The sequence below is a fragment of the Achromobacter sp. PD1 genome (assembly GCF_048541815.1).
Taxonomy (GTDB): domain Bacteria; phylum Pseudomonadota; class Gammaproteobacteria; order Burkholderiales; family Burkholderiaceae_B; genus Achromobacter; species Achromobacter bronchisepticus_A.
This window is the reverse complement of the sequence record NZ_CP183349.1, coordinates 4,598,089-4,618,557: the sequence shown is the minus strand read 5'-3', so window position 1 is coordinate 4,618,557 and position 20,469 is coordinate 4,598,089. Positions and strand designations below refer to the sequence as shown.

Annotated in this window: 21 protein-coding genes; 7 read left to right on the top strand and 14 right to left on the bottom strand. The window is 67.8% G+C overall.

The features are described 5' to 3' along the window. Positions 1–51: 51 nt before the first annotated feature. Positions 52–1,395: a ferric reductase-like transmembrane domain-containing protein gene (locus ACM1PE_RS21770; RefSeq protein ID WP_419340893.1), complete on the bottom strand. Its 1,344-nt coding sequence runs from the start codon at positions 1,393–1,395 to the stop codon at positions 52–54. Between the two features lie 74 nt (positions 1,396–1,469). Beyond that, positions 1,470–1,781 (bottom strand): PepSY domain-containing protein, encoded by a 312-nt coding sequence (locus tag ACM1PE_RS21765; RefSeq protein ID WP_419340892.1) that lies wholly within the window; start codon positions 1,779–1,781, stop codon positions 1,470–1,472. Between the two features lie 220 nt (positions 1,782–2,001). Here ACM1PE_RS21765 and ACM1PE_RS21760 point away from each other — a divergent pair, with 220 nt between their 5' ends. The 3 genes from ACM1PE_RS21760 to ACM1PE_RS21750 are packed head-to-tail and all read left to right on the top strand — an operon-like array spanning position 2,002 to position 4,330. Beyond that, entirely contained in the window at positions 2,002–2,301 is a 300-nt protein-coding gene (locus ACM1PE_RS21760) for a PepSY domain-containing protein (protein ID WP_223283490.1), read from the top strand. Continuing rightward, positions 2,301–2,963 carry a response regulator transcription factor gene (locus ACM1PE_RS21755; RefSeq protein ID WP_059377893.1) on the top strand — a complete coding sequence of 221 codons (663 nt, stop codon included), beginning with the start codon at positions 2,301–2,303 and terminating at the stop codon, positions 2,961–2,963. The genes ACM1PE_RS21760 and ACM1PE_RS21755 overlap by 1 nt, the downstream gene beginning before the upstream one ends. Next, positions 2,960–4,330 (top strand): sensor histidine kinase, encoded by a 1,371-nt coding sequence (locus ACM1PE_RS21750; protein WP_280016580.1) that lies wholly within the window; start codon positions 2,960–2,962, stop codon positions 4,328–4,330. The genes ACM1PE_RS21755 and ACM1PE_RS21750 overlap by 4 nt, the downstream gene beginning before the upstream one ends. Positions 4,331–4,346: 16 nt before the next feature. On the opposite strand, the gene ACM1PE_RS21745 is transcribed toward ACM1PE_RS21750, so the two are convergent. From ACM1PE_RS21745 to ACM1PE_RS21730, 4 genes are all read right to left on the bottom strand, one after another. Continuing rightward, positions 4,347–4,775: a universal stress protein gene (locus tag ACM1PE_RS21745; protein WP_059377897.1), complete on the bottom strand. Its 429-nt coding sequence runs from the start codon at positions 4,773–4,775 to the stop codon at positions 4,347–4,349. 16 nt (positions 4,776–4,791) lie between these two features. Beyond that, the gene (locus ACM1PE_RS21740; RefSeq protein ID WP_251881048.1) at positions 4,792–5,217 is read right to left on the bottom strand and encodes a universal stress protein; all 426 of its coding nucleotides are present in this window, start codon (positions 5,215–5,217) and stop codon (positions 4,792–4,794) included. Between the two features lie 141 nt (positions 5,218–5,358). Further along, entirely contained in the window at positions 5,359–6,162 is an 804-nt protein-coding gene (gene murI, locus ACM1PE_RS21735; RefSeq protein WP_419340891.1) for a glutamate racemase, read from the bottom strand. A gap of 46 nt (positions 6,163–6,208) precedes the next feature. Beyond that, positions 6,209–7,129 carry a LysR substrate-binding domain-containing protein gene (locus ACM1PE_RS21730; RefSeq protein ID WP_059377903.1) on the bottom strand — a complete coding sequence of 307 codons (921 nt, stop codon included), beginning with the start codon at positions 7,127–7,129 and terminating at the stop codon, positions 6,209–6,211. 126 nt (positions 7,130–7,255) lie between these two features. Between ACM1PE_RS21730 and ACM1PE_RS21725 the strand changes: the two genes are divergently transcribed. Genes ACM1PE_RS21725 through ACM1PE_RS21715 form a run of 3 tightly spaced genes read left to right on the top strand, consistent with a single transcriptional unit; the run spans position 7,256 to position 9,075 of the window. Next, positions 7,256–7,834, top strand: a complete 579-nt coding sequence (locus ACM1PE_RS21725) for a chromate transporter (protein ID WP_059377906.1) — start codon at positions 7,256–7,258, stop codon at positions 7,832–7,834. Further along, positions 7,831–8,355 (top strand): chromate transporter, encoded by a 525-nt coding sequence (locus ACM1PE_RS21720; RefSeq protein WP_059377909.1) that lies wholly within the window; start codon positions 7,831–7,833, stop codon positions 8,353–8,355. The genes ACM1PE_RS21725 and ACM1PE_RS21720 overlap by 4 nt, the downstream gene beginning before the upstream one ends. Positions 8,356–8,388: 33 nt before the next feature. Then, complete coding sequence (locus ACM1PE_RS21715; RefSeq protein WP_059377911.1) at positions 8,389–9,075, top strand: DUF1345 domain-containing protein; 687 nt, start codon at positions 8,389–8,391, stop codon at positions 9,073–9,075. Positions 9,076–9,227: 152 nt separating this feature from the next. Here the strand turns inward: ACM1PE_RS21715 and ACM1PE_RS21710 are convergent, their stop codons facing one another. From ACM1PE_RS21710 to ACM1PE_RS21675, 8 genes are all read right to left on the bottom strand, one after another. Next, entirely contained in the window at positions 9,228–9,893 is a 666-nt protein-coding gene (locus ACM1PE_RS21710) for an imm11 family protein (RefSeq protein WP_419340890.1), read from the bottom strand. A gap of 179 nt (positions 9,894–10,072) precedes the next feature. Further along, positions 10,073–11,191 (bottom strand): methyltransferase, encoded by a 1,119-nt coding sequence (locus ACM1PE_RS21705; RefSeq protein ID WP_251881058.1) that lies wholly within the window; start codon positions 11,189–11,191, stop codon positions 10,073–10,075. A gap of 116 nt (positions 11,192–11,307) precedes the next feature. After that, positions 11,308–12,975, bottom strand: coding sequence for an OFA family MFS transporter (locus ACM1PE_RS21700; RefSeq protein WP_059377919.1), 1,668 nt, complete (start codon positions 12,973–12,975; stop codon positions 11,308–11,310). 110 nt (positions 12,976–13,085) lie between these two features. After that, a complete protein-coding gene (locus ACM1PE_RS21695; protein WP_419340889.1) occupies positions 13,086–13,343 on the bottom strand; it encodes a formate dehydrogenase subunit delta in 258 nt (85 codons plus the stop codon). Between the two features lie 18 nt (positions 13,344–13,361). After that, the gene (fdhD, locus tag ACM1PE_RS21690; protein ID WP_059377923.1) at positions 13,362–14,183 is read right to left on the bottom strand and encodes a formate dehydrogenase accessory sulfurtransferase FdhD; all 822 of its coding nucleotides are present in this window, start codon (positions 14,181–14,183) and stop codon (positions 13,362–13,364) included. 29 nt (positions 14,184–14,212) lie between these two features. Further along, positions 14,213–17,089 (bottom strand): formate dehydrogenase subunit alpha, encoded by a 2,877-nt coding sequence (gene fdhF / locus ACM1PE_RS21685; protein WP_059377926.1) that lies wholly within the window; start codon positions 17,087–17,089, stop codon positions 14,213–14,215. 13 nt (positions 17,090–17,102) lie between these two features. Beyond that, positions 17,103–18,674, bottom strand: a complete 1,572-nt coding sequence (locus ACM1PE_RS21680; protein ID WP_419340888.1) for a formate dehydrogenase beta subunit — start codon at positions 18,672–18,674, stop codon at positions 17,103–17,105. After that, positions 18,671–19,228: a formate dehydrogenase subunit gamma gene (locus tag ACM1PE_RS21675; RefSeq protein WP_419340886.1), complete on the bottom strand. Its 558-nt coding sequence runs from the start codon at positions 19,226–19,228 to the stop codon at positions 18,671–18,673. Before ACM1PE_RS21675 ends, ACM1PE_RS21680 begins: the two co-directional genes overlap by 4 nt. 140 nt (positions 19,229–19,368) lie before the next feature. Between ACM1PE_RS21675 and ACM1PE_RS21670 the strand changes: the two genes are divergently transcribed. Beyond that, complete coding sequence (locus ACM1PE_RS21670) at positions 19,369–20,448, top strand: substrate-binding domain-containing protein (RefSeq protein WP_059377931.1); 1,080 nt, start codon at positions 19,369–19,371, stop codon at positions 20,446–20,448. The last annotated feature ends 21 nt before the right edge of the window (positions 20,449–20,469 follow it).

Sequence of the window (20,469 nt, the reverse complement as noted above, 5' to 3'; positions counted from 1 at the left end):
GGGGGCGGTGAGGTCCATCATACGCTTGGACCTCCGCGGACCCTGGGGCGATCAGCGCATCTGGAACGCTTCCTGATGCCAGCGCACGGGCTGGGCGCCCAGCTTGCGCAGGCCGCGCCTGAGCGCGTCGGCCAGGCCGGCGGGCCCGCAGAACCAGACGTCGGCGACGCGGCCCGCCGCCACCTCGCCCTGCGCCAGCGTACCGGCCGTCAGCGTGTCGCCGTCGCGCGCGCTGTGGATGGCGAGCGTCACGCCGTCCAGCGCTGCGCAGCGTTCCTTGAGCAACGGCACGAAGGGATCGGTTGCAGCGTCGCGCACGCAGTAGTGCAGCCACACGCGCGGCGTTGGGGCCTGCCGGTCCTGCAGCGCCTCCAACCATGCGAGAAACGGCGTGACACCGATACCGCCCGCCACCCAGACCTGCGACGTCGAGGCCGCGTCCGGGGTCAATTGAAAGCGCCCGTATGGGCCTTCGACAGTTACCGGCTGGCCGATGCGCAGCGTGCGCGCCAGGCTGCGGGTGTAGTCGCCCAGCGCCTTGATCTGGAACGTGACGCGGCGTTCGCCCTGATGCGGGGCGCTGGCGATGGTGTAGGGATGGGCGCCTTCCTTGCGGTCGAACGTGACGAAGGCGAACTGTCCCGCCTGATGCTCCCGCCAGTTGCCGTCGAGTTCGCAGCTGACCTCCAGGATGCCGCCTGGCTGGTGCGTCAGCGACACGATCCTGCCTTGCGCGCGGCGGCCGCTGCCCACGCGTCCCAGCAGCGCCACCAGCGCGGCATAGGAACCGGCGACCAGCAGCGGAATCAGCAGCAGGCCGACGGGGCCGCTCCAGTAGCGCGCGGGCGCCAGCGCCGCCGTGTGGAACGCCAACGCCAGGAACAGCACAGGCATTGCGCGGTGCAGGAGACGCCATCCGCGGTAGGGAAAGCGCCGCCACAAGGTGATTGCGAGCATCGCGAGCAGCAGGTAGATCGACCATTCGCCCAGGTCCTTGGCCAGGCCGCGCGAGCTTTCAAAGAGCGTCAGCACGACGTCGCGGGCGGGGCGGTTGCCCGCGTCCGCCAGGCTTTTCAACGGGCCGCTGGCCAGCTTCAGCAACCAATGCGCGGCGCCTGCTGACACGGCGAGGATGCCGGCCCATTTATGCAGCCGGTAGATCTTGTCCATGCCGCCCAGCGGACGCTCCAGCCACGCGGGCCGCAGCGCCAGCAGCATGATCAAGGCCATCAGGCCGATGGACCAGACGCCGGTGAGGTAGAGGCCTTGCTGGCGCGCCACCCAGTACCAGGCGCCGGCGGCCGGCGGCTGCAGGATGAACGCGTCCAGGCCCCAGGCCAGGGTGAGGACTAGCAAGAAGCCGCCTACGGCGGCGCCGGTTCCTATCGGTTTCATGATGGCATCCGTGTTGGGGCGCTCGGCCCGCCGGATGCGGGCGGAGCGTGGAAAGGCGCGCGGGCGCCGGCGCTTCAGTCCTTGATGCGGCTGCGCAGGACGGCGCCGCTCTGGGCATCGACCCGCAGCTTCACGCGCTGGCCTTGGGCGTTGTCGGCCTTGACGTCGTAGCGGCCGTGCTCGAGCTCGATCTCGGTGATGTTGCGATAGCCGGCGGCGGTCAGCGTGTCGTAGATCTGGCGCACGGTCAGCGTCGCGTTGGCGGGCGCCGTGGCGGCGGGCTGGACCGGCGCCGGGGCGGGCGTCTGGGCGTGCACGGCGGCGGTGCCGGTCAGGGTTGCGGCGCCAAGCGCCAGGGCGGCCAGGGTGTTGCGGATTGCGGTCATGGAATGGCTCCTAGGTTGTTGCGGGTTGCCGGAATGGCGACCATGACCGCATTATTCGGGTGTGCGGATGAACCAATTCTGAAGCTGCCGTTCACGTGCCGTTCATTTTCCAGGCGCTATAAATGGGCGGACAATCGCCGCTCATGGCGAACTCCGAATTGCGAAAGGAAACATGACCCGAGCAACGCGTACCCGAATCTGGCTGTCCTGCGGCGCGCTGATGCTGGCGCTGGCCGCGGGCCCCAACGCGGGGCTGGCCGATGAAAGCGACCATGAACAGGCGCGCCAGGCCTTGCAGGCCGGCAAGGTGCTGCCCCTGCGCTCGGTGCTGGACATCGTCGAGCGCGATTATCCGGGGCAGGTGGTCAAGGTCGAATTCGAAGAGGACGACGGCGAGTTCATCTACGAGATCCGGCTGCTGCAGAGCGGCGGCCGGCTGGTCAAGCTGAAGATCGACGCGCGCGACGGCAAGGTGCTGGGCGTGAAGGGACGCGACATCCAATTCCGGGACAAGCACTGATGCGCATACTCGTAGTGGAAGACGAACCGACGCTGGCGACGCAACTGGCCGACGCCTTGCGCCAGGCCGGCTATACCGTCGACACCGCCGCGGACGGCGGAACGGCCCAGTACATGGGCGCGGTCGAGGCCTACGACGTGGTGGTGCTGGACCTGGGCCTGCCGGTGATGGACGGCCTGACGGTGCTCAAGCAGTGGCGAGCCGGCGGCCAGGGCATGCCGGTGCTGATCCTCACGGCGCGCGACAACTGGCACGAGAAGGTTGCCGGCATCGATGCCGGGGCGGACGATTACCTGACCAAGCCCTTCCACATGGAAGAGTTGCTGGCGCGGGTGCGGGCGCTGTTGCGCCGCTCCAGCAGCCACGCCAGCGCGCAATGGCGCTGCGGCCCGCTGATGCTGGACACGCGCCTGGCCAAGGTCACGGTGGACGGGCAGGCGCTGTCCCTTACCAGCCATGAATTCAAAGTGCTGGCCGTGCTGATGCAGCGCGCGGGCGAAGTGATTTCGCGCAGCGAGCTGACCGAGCATGTCTACGCCCAGGACCACGACCGCGATTCCAACACCATCGATGTGTTCATCGCGCGGCTGCGCAAGAAGCTGCCGCCCGACACCATCGAAACCGTGCGCGGCCTGGGCTACCGCCTGGCCGGCGGCGCATGATGCCGCAGCGCGCGCCGGGCTCGCTGCGCTGGCGCTTGCTGGCCGGCACGCTGGCCTGGATCCTGGTCACGGTGGTGCTGGCCGGATGGGGCCTGGGCAGCCTGTTCCGCCAGCACATTACCGAACAATTGCGCGCCGAACTGACCCTGCACCTGAACCAGCTGACAGCCGCGGTAAACACCAGCCCGGATGGCCGCCTGGTGGTGTCGCCGCCCTTGAGCGACCCGCGGCTGGAACAGCCGCTGTCCGGCCTGTACTGGCAGATCGACCGGCTCGACGAACAGGGCCGCGCGGTGGCCGTGGGCGCGGCGCGCTCGCGGTCGCTCTGGGACCAGGTGCTGGCGCTGCCCGCCGCGGACAGCGCCGACGGGGCGTATGAAATCGCGGGGCCGGAAAAGCATAGCCTGACGGCCCTGACGCGCACGCTGGAACCGGCCGAGACCGAGGCAGCGCCGCTGCGCCTGATCGTGGCGGCCGACAGCCAGGTGTTGGCCGAGCCGATCGAACGCTTCAACCATATGCTGTTGATTTCGCTGGGTGCGCTGGCTGCAGGCTTGACGCTGGCGGCCGTGGTCCAGGTCCTGGTCGGGTTGCGGCCGCTGGCCAAGCTCAGGCGGCAGCTCGCCGGGCAGCAAGGGGGCGCCAGCGTGCGCATCGAAGGCCGTTTTCCCAGCGAAATCCAGCCGCTGGTCGACGACTTCAACCGCGTCCTGGCCGTCAATGCCGACATGGTGCAGCGTGCGCGCACGCAGGCCGGCAATCTGGCGCACGCGGTGAAAACGCCGCTGACGATCCTGGGCAATGCCGCGGCGCGCGAGGAAGGGCCGCTGGCGGCGCTGGTGCAGGAGCAGGTCGGCATGGCGCGCCGCCAGATCGACTATCACCTGGCGCGCGCCCGCGCCGCCGCCGCGTCCGGCGCGGCAGACAGCCGCACGCCGCTGCGCAAGCCCATCGAGGGGCTGCTGCGGGTCATGCAGCGCTTGTATGCGCAGCGCGGCCTGCAACTGGAAATGCCGGCGTTCGCCGACGGCCTGGTGTTCCGCGGCGAAGAACAGGATCTGCAGGAGATGGTCGGCAACCTGCTGGACAATGCCTGCAAATGGGCCGAGCGCCACGTGCAGGTGAGCGCCAGCGCCGCCGGGCCGGGTCAGTTGCTCATCCAGATCGACGATGACGGCCCCGGCATTGCCGACGACGAGCGCGAACGCATCTTCCTGCGCGGCGTGCGCATGGATGAACAGCGTCCCGGATCGGGCCTGGGCCTGGATATCGTGCGCGACCTGGCCAGCACCTATGGCGGCCAGGCGCGCGCCGAGCGCTCGCCGCTGGGCGGCTTGAGGGTGTCGTTATGGCTGCCGGCCGCCTGAGGCCGGCCTCCGGGGCTTACTTGACCAGCGTGACCGGCACTTCGGCCAGTTGCAGCACCTGATTGGCGACCGAGCCGATCAGGATGTTCGTCAGCGAGCCATTGCCGCGCGTGCCCATGACGATGCGGACGCAGCCATGATCGTGGGCGTATCCGGCGATTTCCGTGGCCGTATGGCCAAATGCCACGTGGCTGGTGTAGTCGGCGCCGGTCACATCCAGCAGCTTGCGCGCCTCGTCCGCGGCTTCCTGGCCTTCGCGCAGGTAGAACTCGTCGATCATGTCCTGCGTGATCAGGCGCGACAGGCCGGCGCGGCCTTGCACGGGCGTCTGGACGTTGAGCAGATGGATGCGCGCGGCGCCAGCGCCTTGGGCGAGCTGGCGGGCGTACAGGACGGCGCGGTTGGCGTTGTCGGAGCCGTCGACAGGGACCAGGATGTTCAGCATGGATGCTCCTTGACGGTTACTTGACCAGGGTGACGGGCAACTCCGTCAGATGCAGGACGCGGGTCGCGACCGAGCCCAGGAACCAGGACGACACCGAGCCCAGCCCGCGCGAGCCCATGTAGATTTCATCCGCGTCGGATTCGTCGGCCACGCGCACGATGGTCTCGGCGGCGGCGCCTACTTCGATGTGGGTCTGGAAGGGCACGCCGGCCCGGGTCAGCAATTCGCTGGCGGCTTGCAGCGCGTTGCGGCCTTCTTCCTCGTGATAGGCGTCGATCTCGGCCTGCGACAGGCCGCGGCCGATCTTGCCGGCTTTCAGGGGGATCTGGACCGTCAGGAGCTCCACGCGTTCGACGGGATCGTAGCTGCGGGCGTCGAGCAGGGCTTGGACCGCATGGACGGCGGGCTGCGAGCCGTCCACGGGAATCAGGATGCGTTTCATGAGCGTCTCCTTGTGTGCGCCGCGGGCGGCGTTGTAGTCCACTGTATCCGAATTATTCGCCGATTCGGACAGGCGCGTCATGCGCGGGATCAAACCAGGCGCAATCAGCCCGCGCCACCGGGCGGCGGACCCGACGCAAAGTCAGCGCCAGCGCGGCTCCAGGACGTGCGCGTCGGCAGCCTGCCCGAGCAGGCGGACGGCCAGCGCGCCCAGCGCCTCGGCCGAGCCGCTGGTCTCCAGCCGCAGTCCGCCCGGGCCGCTGGCGCGCAGCAGGCCGCGCTCCTGCAGCTGGTGGCGCAGCCGGCGCGCCACCGGGGCGCCCGTTTCCAGCAACGGCACATCGGCGCCGGCGGCCGCCTGGATCGCGTCGCGCAGGAAGGGAAAGTGGGTGCAGCCCAGCACCAGCACGTCGGCGCCGGCCCCGCGCAATTCCGCCACGGGCGCGCGCACCGCGGCCTCGGCCTGGGGGCCGCTGAGCGCGCCTTGCTCCACCAGCCGCACCCACTCGGGGCAAGGCCTGAACAGGATGCGGACTTCGGGCGCCTCGCGCTGGACCAGGGCGGCGAATTTGGGGCTGGCCAGGGTGCCGGTGGTGGCGAACACGCCGACCACGCCGCTCGTGGTCAGGTGCGCGGCGGGCTTGATGGCCGGCTCCACGCCGATGATGATCAGCTGCGGATGGCGCAGGCGCAGCTGGGCGATGGCGGCCGCGGTGGCCGTATTGCAGGCCACCACCATGGCCTTGGCCTGGCGCGACACGAAGTAATCGGCGATCGTGCTGGCGCGCTGCTCGACGTAGTCCTGCGTTTTTTCGCCATAGGGCACGTGGGCGGAGTCGGCTACGTACAGCAGGGATTCGTGGGGCAGGGCGTCGCGGATGGCGCGCAGCACGCTCAGGCCGCCGACGCCGGAGTCGTAGATGCCTATGGGTGAATCTGGAGTCATGGCTGCAATGCGGAGTGCGGGTGCCGGGCAGTGTAGCGCCGCGCGCTCAGGCCAGGGATTCCTCGCGCTGCCGCCGCGCCTCGCCGATCAGTTTGCGGGCTGCGCCGGAGAGCGCTTCGTCGCGCCAGATCAGGTTCAGCGGCGCGCGCAGTTCCGCCGGATGGGCCAGGTTGACGTAGGCCACGCCTTCGATGTTCACGCGGCGTAACGACGCCGGCACCAGCGACACGCCCAGGCCGGCCGCGACCAGGCTCAGGGTGGACAGCATGCGCGGCGCTTCTTGCGCCACGCGCGGGCTGAAGCCGGCGGCGCCGCAGGCGGCGATGATGGCGTCGTACAGGCCCGGCCCGCTGTGGCGGCGGTAGAGGATCAGGGATTCATCGGCCAGTTCGGCCAGCGCAATGCGCTTGCGCGCACGGCCCTTGACGGCAGGGTGGTCGGCCGGAAACGCGGCCAGCATGGGTTCTTCCAGCACGGTTTCCACCACCACGCCGGGGTCCAGGCCATAGGGGCCGCGGATGAAGGCGACGTCCACGCGGCCCGCGGCCACGCCCTCCATGAGTTCGCCGGTGCTGCTTTCCTCCAGCACCAGCCGCACGTTGGGCGCCGCTTCGCGGAAGCGGCGGATGACGGAGGGCACAAAGGGATGGAAGGCCGCCGATCCGGTGAAGCCCACGGTCAGGCGTCCAGCCTCGCCCTGCGACACGCGCCGCACGCCTTCCACGGCCTGGTCCACCAGGGCCACGATGTTGCGCGCGTCGTCCAGCAGCGCGCGGCCGCTTTCGGTCAGCTCCATGCCGCGCGGCAGACGGTGGAACAGCGTCACCCCCAGCTCCTGCTCCAGTACGCGGATCTGCTGGCTGAGCGGGGGCTGGCGGATGCCCAGCCGCGCCGCGGCCTTGGTCAGATGGGATTCCTCGGCCACGGCCAGGAAGTAGCGCAGCAGTCTTAAATCTACGGATGCCATATTCAACCGATATGAATATATAGTTAGTCATATATTAGACATTATCCAAGGCGGAGAGTAGGCTGCAATCTCGTTGTCCTTCCCCCCGGTCCCACTCCGCGCCGCTTCCCCGGCGCCGGCATGAAAATGATGAATGCGGCACCTTCCATCTCCGAGGCCGATTTGCGGCCCGCGCCCACTTGCGGGCAATTGTTCTATGGCTTCCTGATGCTCGGCCTGACGGCCTTCGGCGGCGCCTTGCCGCTGGCGCGCCGCATGGTCGTCGAAAAGCACCGCTGGCTCAGCGGCGCCGAGTTCACCGACCTGCTGGGCCTGTGCCAGTTCCTGCCCGGCGGCAATATCATCAACCTGTCGGTGGCGCTGGGCATGAAGTTCCGCGGCCCACGCGGCGCGTTCGCGGCGCTGATGGGCCTGATCCTGGCGCCGTCCGCCATCGTGGTGCTGCTGGGCATGGTGTACGACCGCTTCCAGAACGATCCCCACATCCAGCACCTGTTTGCCGGGCTGGCCGCCGCCGCCGCGGGCTTGTTGATTTCCATGGCGGTGAAGATCGGGTTGCCGGTGGTCAAGCGCCGCGACTGGCTGGCCGGCGTGGTGGCCACGGCTTGCTTCATCGCCATCGCCGTGCTGCGCATTCCGCTTCTGCCCACCATGGCGGTGCTGACGCCGCTGAGCATCCTGATGGTCTGGAGGCAACGTCGATGATCCATACATTGATCGCCCTGGCCCTGATCTTCTCCGAGCTGTCCGTGCTGGCGTTCGGCGGGGGCAATACCATCCTGCCCGAGATGCAGCGCCAGGTGGTGGAAGTGCACGGCTGGATGAGCGCGGCGGATTTCTCCGCGCTGTTCGCCCTGGGACAGGCCGCCCCGGGCCCCAACCTGATGGTGGTCACGCTGGTCGGCTGGCATGTGGCGGGCGGCCTGGGCATGCTGGTCACCACCATCGCCAAGTTCGGCCCGTCGTCCATCATTACCGTGATCGCGCTGGGCCTGTGGGAACGCTTCAAGGACCGTCCCTGGCGCGGCGTCATTCAGGCGGGCATCTTTCCGATGACGGTGGGCTTGGTGGCGGCCAGCGCGGCGCTTATCACCGAGGCCTCGGTGCATACCTGGCTGTTGGGCGTCATTACCGCGGTGGTGGCGCTGCTGGGCAGCCTCACCCGCATCCATCCGCTGTGGCTGCTGTTCGGCGGCGCACTGGTCGGTTTGCTCGGCATCGGTTAGCGTTAGGGCTGCTCACACCAAAAGGAGCGCCGCATGCCGCCGCTCAAGGATTTCGAGCCCGAGGACGATTCCGCTGCCGGCGCCGCCCTGCCGTTCTTCCATGCGCATCGCCGCCTGGTCGGCTGCGCCGCGCTGCTGCTGGTCACGGCGGGCGGCCTGTATGCCCTGGGCGTGACCTGGGTCCTGGCGCTATTGCTGGGATTCGATGCGGGGGCGCTGGTGTTCCTGCTGATGACGGCGCGGGTGTTCGGCCGAACCAGCGCGGCGGCCATGCGCCAGCATGCGCAGCAGCAGGACGTGGGGCGCACCGGCGTGCTGTGGAGCAGCGTGGCGCTGTCCTGCATGGTGATGATGGCGTTGTGGGTGGAGCTGCGGGGGGAGAGCGGCGTGGGCAGCGTGCTGGCCATGCTGGCGGCCGCCGCGACCATCATCCTGTCGTGGCTCTACATGAACATGATCTTCGCCCTGCACTACGCGCATGGCTATTACGGCCATCGCAACGCCATGCACAAGGGGCTGGATTTTCCCGGCACGGAAGATCCGGACTACTGGGACTTCGCCTATTTCGCGCTGGTGCTGGGCATGACGTTCCAGGTGTCGGACGTGCAGATCGTGAACCGGCGCCTGCGCCGCACGGCGCTGACGCACAGCGTCATCGCCTTTTTCTTCAACGTCTTCATCATCGCCATCAGCGTCAACGTGGCGGCGGGGCGGGCCTAGAGCGTGTCATGAACTTTGCCGCGATCGCCCGACCGTAGTTGGGTGACAGCCTGCCGCCCTTAGCCAACAGACTGGCGGGGCTTCGCTTCGTGGTCTTCAGCATGCTGATGCCGGGAAATGCTGCCAACCTGCTCCACAGTTCATAACACGCTCTAAATATGGGCTACATCGCGCAGCCGTACGCCGGAGAAGTTGGCCGCACTCAATGCGTCAAACATCGCGCGGTCGCAGATGGGAGGTGCTCCCATGCGATCCTGGCGGAAGATATGGGCATCTCCCACAACATCCTGTTTGAACACCAAGCTGGCTCCGCCGACGAGGCTATAAAGTTTCTCGTCCTCGCCGGTCTGATAATTGTGGTCGAGCTTGATCCTCACGCGAGAAGAGGCTTCATCCAGGGCATCGAGTCTGCGCAGCACATTGCCTAGGTAGTACTGAGGGGCGGGGCTGCCGTCAGCAAGGCTGAAGTCGCATGCCACAAATGCAAACGCCTCGGCGTCCAACTGCTCAAACAGTTGCTTCAACGGCTCCGACACAATCCATATGCCAGCGAGCTCTTCCAGATCGCGTGGCATTCCGCCCTTCTCCGGTACATGAACCAGGCGGGGACGCTCCGGATACTGATCCGGCATGCCATCAGGACGCGAGATGACATTCATCCCCGGATCGATCAGCTTCTCTTCGTTGGCGATCTCGATGCCGGGAACGCTGCCGTTTCCCAAGAAGCTGGTGTCGATCAGGAAAAATTCGCCCTTATGAGATGCGGCTTCGGCTGAAACTTCAATGGCGGTCGGTTCGGTCACGGTGGCTTCCATCACGGATGCGGGGGCAGAACGGGAATGCGGTTGAGCCGATGCTGGCGGGGCTTGGGCGCAGCCACAAGTTCCGTCGAAGTGGTCTTCAGCATGCCGATGCTGGGAAATGCTGCCGACCTACTCCAAAGTTCATAGCACGCGCTGGGGCCGCGCCCCTGGGTCTTGCGTCAGGTCGGGCCGCGTCAGGCCGCGCCCAGGCGCCACAAGGACGTGACTTCCTTCGAACGCGCCGCATGCAGCGGGTCGCTCGCGTCTTGCGCGCGGCCGTGAGTGGGACGCGTGTCGATGCGCTCGATCACGCGCAAGCCGGCCTGGCTGATCATCTCCAGCAGCGCTTCGCGGCTGCGCAGGCCCAGATGCTCGGCCAGGTCCGACAGGATCAGCCAGCCTTCGCCGTTGGGCGTCAGATGCGCCGCCAGTCCATTCAGGAAGCCGCGCAGCATGCGGCTGTCGGGGTCGTAGACGGCATGCTCCACGGGCGAGCTGGGGCGGGCGGGCAGCCAGGGCGGGTTGCAGACGATCAGCGACACCCGGCCTTCGGGGAACAGGTCGGTCTGTTCGACGTCGACCTGCTTGGACAGGCCCAGGCGCTCCAGGTTTTCACGGGCGCAGGCCAGCGCGCGCGGATCCATATCGGTGGCGATGACGCGCTTGCCGCCGCGGCGCGCGATCACGGCAGCCAGCACGCCGGTGCCGGTGCCGATGTCGAAGGCCACGCTGCCGCGCGGCATCGGGGTGCGCGCCACCAGGTCAACGTACTCGCCGCGCAGCGGCGAGAACACGCCGTAGTGCGGATGGATGCGGGCATTCAGCGCGGGAATCTCCACGCCTTTCTTGCGCCATTCGAAGGCGCCGATCAGGCCCAGCAGTTCGCGCAGCGACGCGACGTAGGGCTCGGCGGCGGGACCGTGGGCTTCCTCGCAGGCCAGGCGCGCGTCGGGCGCGCGGCGCAGCGGAATGCCGTGACCGGCGTCGAACGGAATCAGCAGCATGCCCAGGATGCGGGCGCGCTGCGACTGGATCTGGCGGTGCTGGTTGAAGGCGTCCAGCAGGCTGTCCACGGGTTTGCGGGGACGCTTGTCGACCCGCCGCGTGATGGCTTGCAGCAATTGCCGCGCATTCTGGAAATCGCCGCGCCACAGCAGGCCGACGCCTTCGCAGGCCTGGCGGTAGGCCATGTCGGCGGTCATGGTGTCGTCCGCCACCACCACGCGCTTGGGCGGCGCGGCGCCGGATTCGGAGCGCCAGCGGGCGGCGTGCGGGGTCTGGTTTTCTTCCCAGCGGATTTCAGGGACGGTCAACGTGTCGCTCCAGCAAGGCGGGGCGCGCGGGGCAGGGTGGTCATGGAGAAAGCAAAAAGAAGGGGCGCGGGCTGCCAATGTAGCAGCTTCGCGCCCCGTCGCGGCACCCGCCTGGCTCAGTGGAACAGCACCACCGCCTTCTGCAGCGTGATCCAGATGCCCCAGGCCAGGGGGATACCCACGCAGGCCCAGGCGAACACCACCAGCGCCGCCGGCGTGCGGAACGCGGATGTTCCGACTCCGTGCGTTTCCGTGGCGACCGCGCGTTCGTGGGCCAGCGCCTTCTCGCGCGCCAGTTCTTCGTCATTCATGAAGTACTTGGGATTCACGGGCCGGATCGCCAGGTTGCACAGGAAACCCAGCACCAGCATGCCCGCCAGGATGTACATGGTGATGTCGTACACCTGGGCGCGCGGCACGCCGATGGACAGCTGGTATTCGCGGATGTAGTTCACCAGCACCGGCCCGAAGATGCCCGCCGCCGACCAGGCCGTCAGCAGCCGGCCATGGATGGCGCCCACCATCTGCGTGCCGAACAGGTCGGCCAGGTACGCCGGCACAGTGGAGAAGCCGCCGCCGTACATGGACAGGATGATGCAGAAAGCGGCCACGAACAGAGCCAGCGCGCCGATGTGCGCGGTCCAGGGGATGGCCGAATACAGCGCGAAACCCAGCACGAAGAAGATGAAGTAGGTGGTCTTGCGGCCCAGCTTGTCGGACAGGCTGGCCCAGAAAAAGCGGCCGCCGATATTGAACAGGCTGAGCAGGCCGGTGAAGCCGGCGGCGATGGCGGCGATGGCCGCCAGCTGGTTCTTGTCCAGCTGCGAGTAACCCAGCTCAGGCTGGTTGATCAGGCCGCCGCCGAACACTTCCTGCAGCAGCGGCGAGGCCATGCCGAGGATGCCGATGCCGGCCGTGACGTTCAGGCACAGCGCCCACCACACCAGCCAGAACTGCGGCACGCCCCAGACGCGCTGCACATGGACGTGGCCCTTGGTGATCATGGCGTTGCCGGCATGCTTGGCCGGCGCGGTCCAGCCCTCGGGCTTCCAGCCGGTCGGCGGCACGCGGTAGCCCAGCGCGCCCGACATCATGAAGACGAAGTACACCGCGGCCATGGTCAGGAAGGTCTGCCAGACGCCCGGCGATTCAGGCGTGGCAAAGTGGCGCATCAGCAGGTCGGCCAGCGGCGCGCCTATCATGGCGCCACCGCCAAAGCCCATGATGGCCATGCCCGTGGCCATGCCGCGGCGGTCGGGGAACCACTTGATCAGCGTGCTCACGGGCGAGATGTAGCCCAGCCCCAGGCCGATGCCGCCGATGACGCCCGAGCCCAGCCACAGCATCCACATCTGGTGCAGGTACACGCCCATGGCGGAGATGACCAGGCCGCCGCACCAGCACAGGGCCGACACCACGCCCGCCTTGCGCGGGCCCGCGCGTTCCAGCCAGCCGCCCCACAGCGCGGCCGAGCAGCCCAGCAGCACGAAGAACAGGGTGTACATCCACCCCATGGTCGAAATCTTCCAGTCGCAATTGGTGGCGAACAGCTCGGCGACGAGGCTCATGTCCGCGGGGCAGGCCAGCGGCTTGGCGCCGCCCACCACCTTGGACAGCGGCAGCCAGAACACCGAGAAGCCATAGGCCATGCCGATGCACAGGTGGATGGCAAGGGCGGCAGGGGGAACCAGCCAGCGCGAGAAACCCGGGCCGGCGATGGTGCGTTCCTTATCGAAAAATCCCGGCTTTGAACCGGGGAGGTCCAGCGTGGCAGTGCTTTGCATGTTGTCTCCTCTTTTGGCGCCGCTCATTGGCGTGCGTGGTCCGGCATCCGGCCGGTCCCGCCGCCTTTCTCTCTTGTGGTGTTTCTGTCGTCTTGCCGGGCGCTATGGCGTTACGCCACACGGGCGAGCGGCGTGAGGCGCTTGCGGTGCTGCGTGACCGCTTCCAGCACCAGCGGGTGCAGGCGTTCCTCGCCAGCATTGCCGTCCGGACTTCTTTCGAGAAAGTTCAGAAGCTCATTGCGCATGCGCGGCTCCCAGAACTTGTGGATATGGTTGGCCACGCCTTCCAGGGCCTCGGGCCGGTCGGGCATGGCTTCGAAGAATTGGCCGATGCGGTTGGCCATGCGGATCAGATTGCCGATTTCCATGCTTGGGTCAGGTCCGGTTCAGGGGATGATGCGTGATGGGTGGGTGTACAGCGTGGCGTCGTCGCCGCGCAGAAAGCCCAGCAGGCTGACATTGGCGTCCTGGGCCAGGCGGATGGCGAGCGCCGTGGGCGCGGACACCGAGGCCAGCACGGCCACGCCGGCCGCCGCGGTTTTCTGCACCATTTCGAAACTGGCACGGCTGGACACCACGACGATGCCGTCGCCGGCATGCATGGCCTGGCGCGCCAGGGCGCCGACCAGCTTGTCCAGGGCGTTATGGCGCCCCACGTCCTCGCGCACCAGCGCGACGGTACCGTCGGCGCCGGCCCAGCCCGCGGCGTGGGTGGCGCCGGTGATGTCGTGCAGCGCCTGGCGCGCCCGCATTTCGCGCATGGCGGCCAGCACGGCCTGGATGCGCACGGGCGAGCCGTTGGTGACGGGCGCCACCGGCCGCAGCACTTCGGGTAGCGTTTCCACGCCGCACAGGCCGCAGCCGGTGCGCCCGGCCATGGCCCGGCGGCGCGACTTCAGCCGCACTTCACAGGCGGTGGAAATTTCCAGCTGGACCACGATGCCGTCGCATTGCGGCAGCAGGTCGATGCCGCGCACGTCGCTGACGCCGTCGATGATGCCCTCGGACAGTGCGAAGCCCACCGCGAAGTCTTCCAGGTCGGCCGGCGTGGCCAGCATGGTGGCGTGGCTGATGCCGTTGAACTCCAGCGCGACCGGCGTTTCCTCGGCCACGGAGTCGGCTTCGACCCCGGGGACCAGGGCGCCGCCCCGCACGCGGGTGACCTGTACCTGCGTGCAGTCGGGGCGGGAAGGCGGGGGCGTGGGCATGGCGGCGTCCTGGCGGTTCGGGCTGAGGGTTATTTCCCGGTCAGCGCCGCCTCGCTTTCGCGCGAACGCTCGCGCAGCAGCTTTTGCTGGATGTCTGCAAAGCGCGACCACTGGCGCTGCCACTCCGAAGGCTGGGACACGCGCGTGACCTGCACGGCCGTCACCTTGTACTCGGGGCAGTTGGTGGCCCAGTCGGAGCTGTCGGTGGTGACGACGTTGGCGCCGGACTCGGGGAAATGGAAGGTGGTGTATACCACGCCCGGCTGCACCCGGTCGGTCAGCGTGGCCCGCAACACGGTCTCGCCCGCGCGGCTCTGGATGCCGACCCAGTCGCCATCCTTCACGCCGCGGTCCTCGGCGTCCTGCGGATGCAGTTCCAGCACGTCCTCGCCATGCCACATGACGTTGGGCGTGCGCCGGGTCTGCGCGCCCACGTTGTACTGCGACAGGATGCGGCCCGTGGTCAGCAGCAGCGGGAAGCGGCGCGTGCTGCGCTCGTCCGTGGGCACGTACTTGGTGATCATGAACTTGCCCTTGCCGCGCACGAATTCGTCGATGTGCATGATGGGCGTGCCATCGGGCGCTTCGTCGTTGCAGGGCCATTGCAGGCTGCCCTGCTTGTCCAGCTTTTCATAGCTGACGCCGGTGAAGGTCGGCGTCAGGCGCGCGATCTCGTCCATGATCTCGCTGGGATGCTTGTAATTCATGGGGTAGCCCAGCGCGTTGGACAGCGCCACCGTCACTTCCCAGTCGGACTTGCCATTCTTGGGTTCCATCACCTTGCGCACGCGCGAGATGCGGCGTTCGGCGTTGGTGAAGGTGCCGTCTTTTTCCAGGAACGAGGAGCCGGGCAGGAACACGTGGGCGTACTTGGCGGTTTCGTTCAGGAACAGGTCCTGCACCACGATGCATTCCATGGCCGCAAGGGACGCCGCCACGTGCTGCGTGTTGGGGTCCGACTGCACGATGTCCTCGCCCTGGCAGTACAGGCCCTTGAACGAACCGCCCAGCGCGGCCTCGAACATGTTGGGGATGCGCAGGCCGGGTTCCGGCTGCAGGGTCACGCCCCAGTCCTGCTCGAACTGCGCGCGCACCGTGTTGTCGGAAATGTGGCGGTAACCCGGCAGCTCATGCGGGAACGAGCCCATGTCGCACGAGCCCTGCACGTTGTTCTGCCCGCGCAGCGGGTTCACGCCCACGCCTTCGCGGCCGATGTTGCCGGTGGCCATGGCCAGGTTGGCGATGGCCATGACGGTGGTGGAGCCCTGGCTGTGTTCGGTCACGCCCAGGCCGTAGTAGATCGAGCCGTTGCCGCCGGTGGCATACAGGCGCGCCGCGCCGCGCACGGCCTGCGCCGGCACGCCGGTGATTTCTTCCATGGCTTCCGGCGAGTTCTCAGGCAGCGAGACGAAGTCACGCCATTCCTTGAAGGCCTTGGCTTCGCAGCGCTCGGCCACGAAGTCCTCGGCGATCAGGTTTTCGGTGGCGATCACATGGGCCAACGAGGACAGCAGGGCGGTGTTGGTGCCGGGGCGCACCTGCAGGTGGAAGTCGGCCTTGATGTGCGGCGAACTGACCAGTTCGATGCGGCGCGGATCGATCACGATCAGGCGCGCGCCCTGGCGCAGGCGGCGCTTCAGGCGCGAGGCGAACACCGGATGGCCGCTGCTGGGGTTGGCGCCCATCACGATGACCACGTCGGTGTGCATGACGGAATCGAAGGTCTGGGTGCCGGCGGATTCGCCCAGCGTCTGCTTCAGGCCGTAACCGGTGGGCGAGTGGCAGACCCGCGCGCAGGTGTCGACGTTGTTGGTGCCGAAGGCGGCGCGTACCAGCTTTTGCACCAGCCAGGTTTCTTCGTTGGTGCAGCGCGAGGAGGTGATGCCGCCGACCGCATCGCGGCCGTACTGGCCCTGGATGCGGCGGAATTCGGAGGCCGCATAGTTGATCGCCTCGTCCCAGGACACTTCCTTCCAGGAGTCGGTGATGTGCTTGCGGATCATGGGCTTGAGCACGCGTTCCTTGTGCGTGGCGTAGCCCCAGGCGAAGCGGCCCTTGACGCAGGAATGGCCGCGGTTGGCCTGGCCGTCCTTCCAGGGCACCATGCGCACCACTTCCTGGCCCTTCATCTCGGCCTTGAAGCCGCAGCCCACGCCGCAGTAGGCGCAGGTGGTCACGACCGAGTGTTCGGCCTGGCCCATCATGATGACGGTCTTTTCCTGCAGGGTGGAGGTCGGACAGGCCTGCACGCAGGCGCCGCAGGACACGCATTCGCTATCCAGGAAGGGCTGGTCCTGCCCCGGCGACACGCGCGATTCGAAGCCCTTGCCGGAGATCGTCAGGGCGAAGGTGCCCTGCGTTTCCTCGCAGGCGCGCACGCAGCGGTTGCAGACGATGCACTTGGAGGCGTCATAGGTGAAGTACGGATTGGACTCGTCCTTTTCGCTCTTCAGGTGGTTGGCGCCGTCGTAGCCGTAGCGCACGTTGCGCAGGCCCACCACGCCGGCCATGTCCTGCAGTTCGCAGTCGCCGTTGGCCGGGCAGGTCAGGCAGTCCAGCGGGTGGTCGGAGATGTACAGCTCCATCACGCCGCGGCGCAGGTCGTGCAGCTTGGGGGTTTCGGTGTAGACCACCATGCCGTTCTCGGCCGGGGTGGTGCACGACGCGGGATAGCCGCGGCGGCCTTCGATCTGGACCAGGCACAGCCGGCACGAACCGAAGGGCTCCAGGCTGTCGGTGGCGCACAGCTTGGGAATGTTGATGCCGGCCTCGGCGGCCGCGCGCATCAGCGAGGTGCCTTCGGGCACCGTGATTTCCTGGCCGTCTATGGTCAGGGTGACGGTTACGGCGGACTCGCGCGCCGGCGTGCCCAGGTCGCGATCGCGCTTGATGACGGTTTCTAGCATGTCGGTCTCGGGTTCAGGCCGCGTGCGCGGCAGACTGGGAGGACTCGATGCCGAAGTCCTGCGGGAAGTGGTTCAGCGCGGACAGCACCGGGTAGGGCGCCATGCCCCCCAGCGCGCACAGCGATCCGCCCAGCATCGTGTCGCACAGGTCGCGCAGCAGATGTACCTGCTGCTCGCGGCCGGGGCCGCCCGCGACGATCTTGTCTATGGTTTCCACGCCGCGGGTGGAGCCGATGCGGCAGGGCGTGCATTTGCCGCAGGATTCGATGGCGCAGAACTCCATCGCGTAACGCGCCATGCGCGCCATGTCCACGGTGTCGTCGAAGGCCACCAACCCGCCGTGGCCGACCATGGCGGATATCTGGATGTAGGCTTCGTAGTCCAGCGGCACGTCCCATTGCGATTCCGGCAGGTAGGCGCCCAGCGGGCCGCCCACCTGCACCGCGCGCAGCGGCCGGCCGGAAGCGCTGCCGCCGCCGAAGCCGTAGAGCAGGTCGCGCAGGCTCAGGCCGAAGGCCTTCTCGACCAGGCCGCCGTGCTTGAGGTTGCCGGCCAGCTGGAACGGCAGCGTGCCGTGCGAGCGGCCCACGCCGTAGTCGCGGTAATAGGCAGCGCCCTTGGCCAGGATGATGGGTACGGTGGCCAGCGAAATCACGTTGTTGATGACCGTGGGCTTGCCGAACAGGCCGGAGATCGCCGGCAGCGGCGGCTTGGCGCGGACCACGCCGCGCTTGCCCTCGATGCTTTCCAGCAGCGAGGTTTCCTCGCCGCAGATGTAGGCGCCCGCGCCCTTGCGCACTTCCATGTCGAAGCGGCGGCCGCTGCCGTGCACGTCATCGCCCAGCCAGCCCACGCTGCGCGCCCGCGCGATGGCGGCTTCCAGGGTGTCGATGGCTTGCGGATATTCCGAGCGGACGTAGATATAGCCGTAGGTGGCGCCCACCGCCAGGCCGGCAATGGTCATGCCTTCGATCAGCACATAGGGGTCGCCTTCCATCAGCAGGCGGTCGGCGAAGGTGCCGGAGTCGCCCTCGTCGGCGTTGCAGACGATGTACTTCTGGTCGCCGGGGGTGCCTGCCACCGTCTTCCACTTGATGCCGGTCGGGAATGCCGCGCCGCCGCGGCCGCGCAGGCCCGAGGCCACCATTTCGTCGACGATCTGCCCCGGCTCCATGGCCAGGGCGCGTTGCAGGCCCTGCAGGCCGCCATGGGCGGCGTAGTCCTGCAGGGACAGCGGATCGGTCACGCCGACGCGGGCGAAGGTCAGGCGTTCCTGGTGCTTCAGGTAGGGGATTTCTTCGGTCAGGCCCAGGCGCAGCGGATGCTCGCCGCCACTTAGCCAGCCGGCGTCGAACAGCGCGGCGACGTCCTCGGGCTGCACCGGCCCGTAGGCGACGCGGCCCTGCGGGGTAGTGATTTCGACCATGGGTTCCAGCCACAGCAGCCCGCGCGAGCCATTGCGCACGATCTGCACCGACAGGCGGCGGGCGTCGGCGGCGCGTTCGATGTCGCGCGCCACCGTGTCGGCGTCCATGGCCAGCGCCGCGGCGTCGCGCGGCACGTAGATGACGATGGGGGAACTCATGATTGACCCTCCAGCGTGCGGGCCAGCAGGCGGTCCAGTTTTTCCGGCGTGACGCGGGCATGGGGCAGGCCGTCGATCATCACCGCCGGCGACTGGGCGCACAGGCCCAGGCAATACACCGGTTCCAGGGTGAAATCGCCGTTCTTGCTGTTGGCGTGGAAATCACAGCCCAGCGCCGTGCGCGCATGGGCGGCGAGGCGTTCGCCGCCCATGGCCTGACAGGCTTCGGCGCGGCAGACCTCCAGGGTGTGGCGCGCCGCGGGTTCGTTGCGGAAATGGGGGTAGAAGGTGATGACGCCGTGGACCTCGGCGCGGGACAGGTTCAGGGCCTCGGCGATGGTCTGCACCGCCGCGGCCGGAATACAGCCCAGTTCATGCTGGACCGCATGCAGCACGGGCAGTAGGGGCCCGGGCTGGTCCTTCAGCCGGGCGAGTATGCGGGCGGTGGCCGCGATGGCCGGGGTGGGGGACGCTTGGGCCGCGTCCAGGGCCATCTGGCCGCCGCGGGCGCCGCCGCTGGATGCCAGATCGGATGTTGCCTCGCGCTGATGCACGTCGGTCTCCTCCTGCGTTGCTGTTGTACCGGGCTGGATGCTATTTGGGTTTATATGTTTTTAACAGCATATAAAAACCCCTCCAGCCGCATTATTTGTGTACTCTAACGGGGTAATTCACCGTCTTCAATAAGAAATAAATGACATATAAGTTCCGTATCGGCCTGCGGCCGCAATGGACTCTGGGCGGAGACGACGACCAGGCGCCGGTGCCATTGCAGGACATGCTGGCGCTGCTGTCGGCCATTGACGCCACTGGCAATATTGCCGGGGCCTGCCGCGCCTGTGGCTTGTCGTACCGGCATGCCTGGGGCGTGCTGCGCCGTTTCGAGGCCATCTTCGGCACGCAGTTGCTCATCACCAACCGCCGGCAAGGCACGCAGTTGGCGCCGTTCGCGCAGCGCCTGCTGTGGGCCAACCGCCGCATCGAGGCCCGGCTGATGCCCACGCTGGACAGCATGGCTTCGGAACTGCAGGAAGAGCTGGAGCGCCTGCTGCCCGAGAGCGGCCCGCATCTGCGGCTGCACGCCAGCCACGGCTTCGCGGTGGAGTCGCTGATGCAGCACATGGGCAACCGCAAGCCGGGCCTGGAACTGCGCTACCGCACCGCCATCGAGGCGCTGGCCTCGCTGGAGCGGCGCGAGTGCGACCTGGCGGGCTTCCAGGTGCCGCTGGGCGATTTCGAAGCGCCCATCATGGAGCGCTACGCCCAATGGCTGCATGCGGACGAGTACATGCTGATCCATCTGGCGGTGCGCAATGCCGGCCTGTTCGTCACCGCCGGCAATCCCAAGCACATACGCGGCATGGCTGATCTGGCGCGGCCCGACGTGCGTTTCGTCAACCGCCAGATCGGCTCCAGCACGCGCTATCTGGTAGGCCTGATGCTGCAGCGGGCGGGGGTCTCGATCAGCGAGGTCCAGGGCTACGAAACCAATGAATTCACCCATATGGCCATCGCCGCGCACATCGCCAGCGGCATGGCCGATACGGGCGTGGGGGTGGAAACGGCCGCCTGCCGCTTCGGACTGGACTTCATTCCGCTGGTGCGGGAGCGCTATTTCTTCGCCATCCGCAAGTCCTCGCTGGAGACGCCGGCCATGCGCGACCTGCTGTCCATCATGCGCAGCCCGGACTACGTCGGCTACGTCGGCCAGCTGGCGGGCTACGACGCCCGCGACACCGGCCGGTTGCAGTCGTTGCAGGAGGCCTTTCCATGAGCGCGAAACGCGATGCGCCGG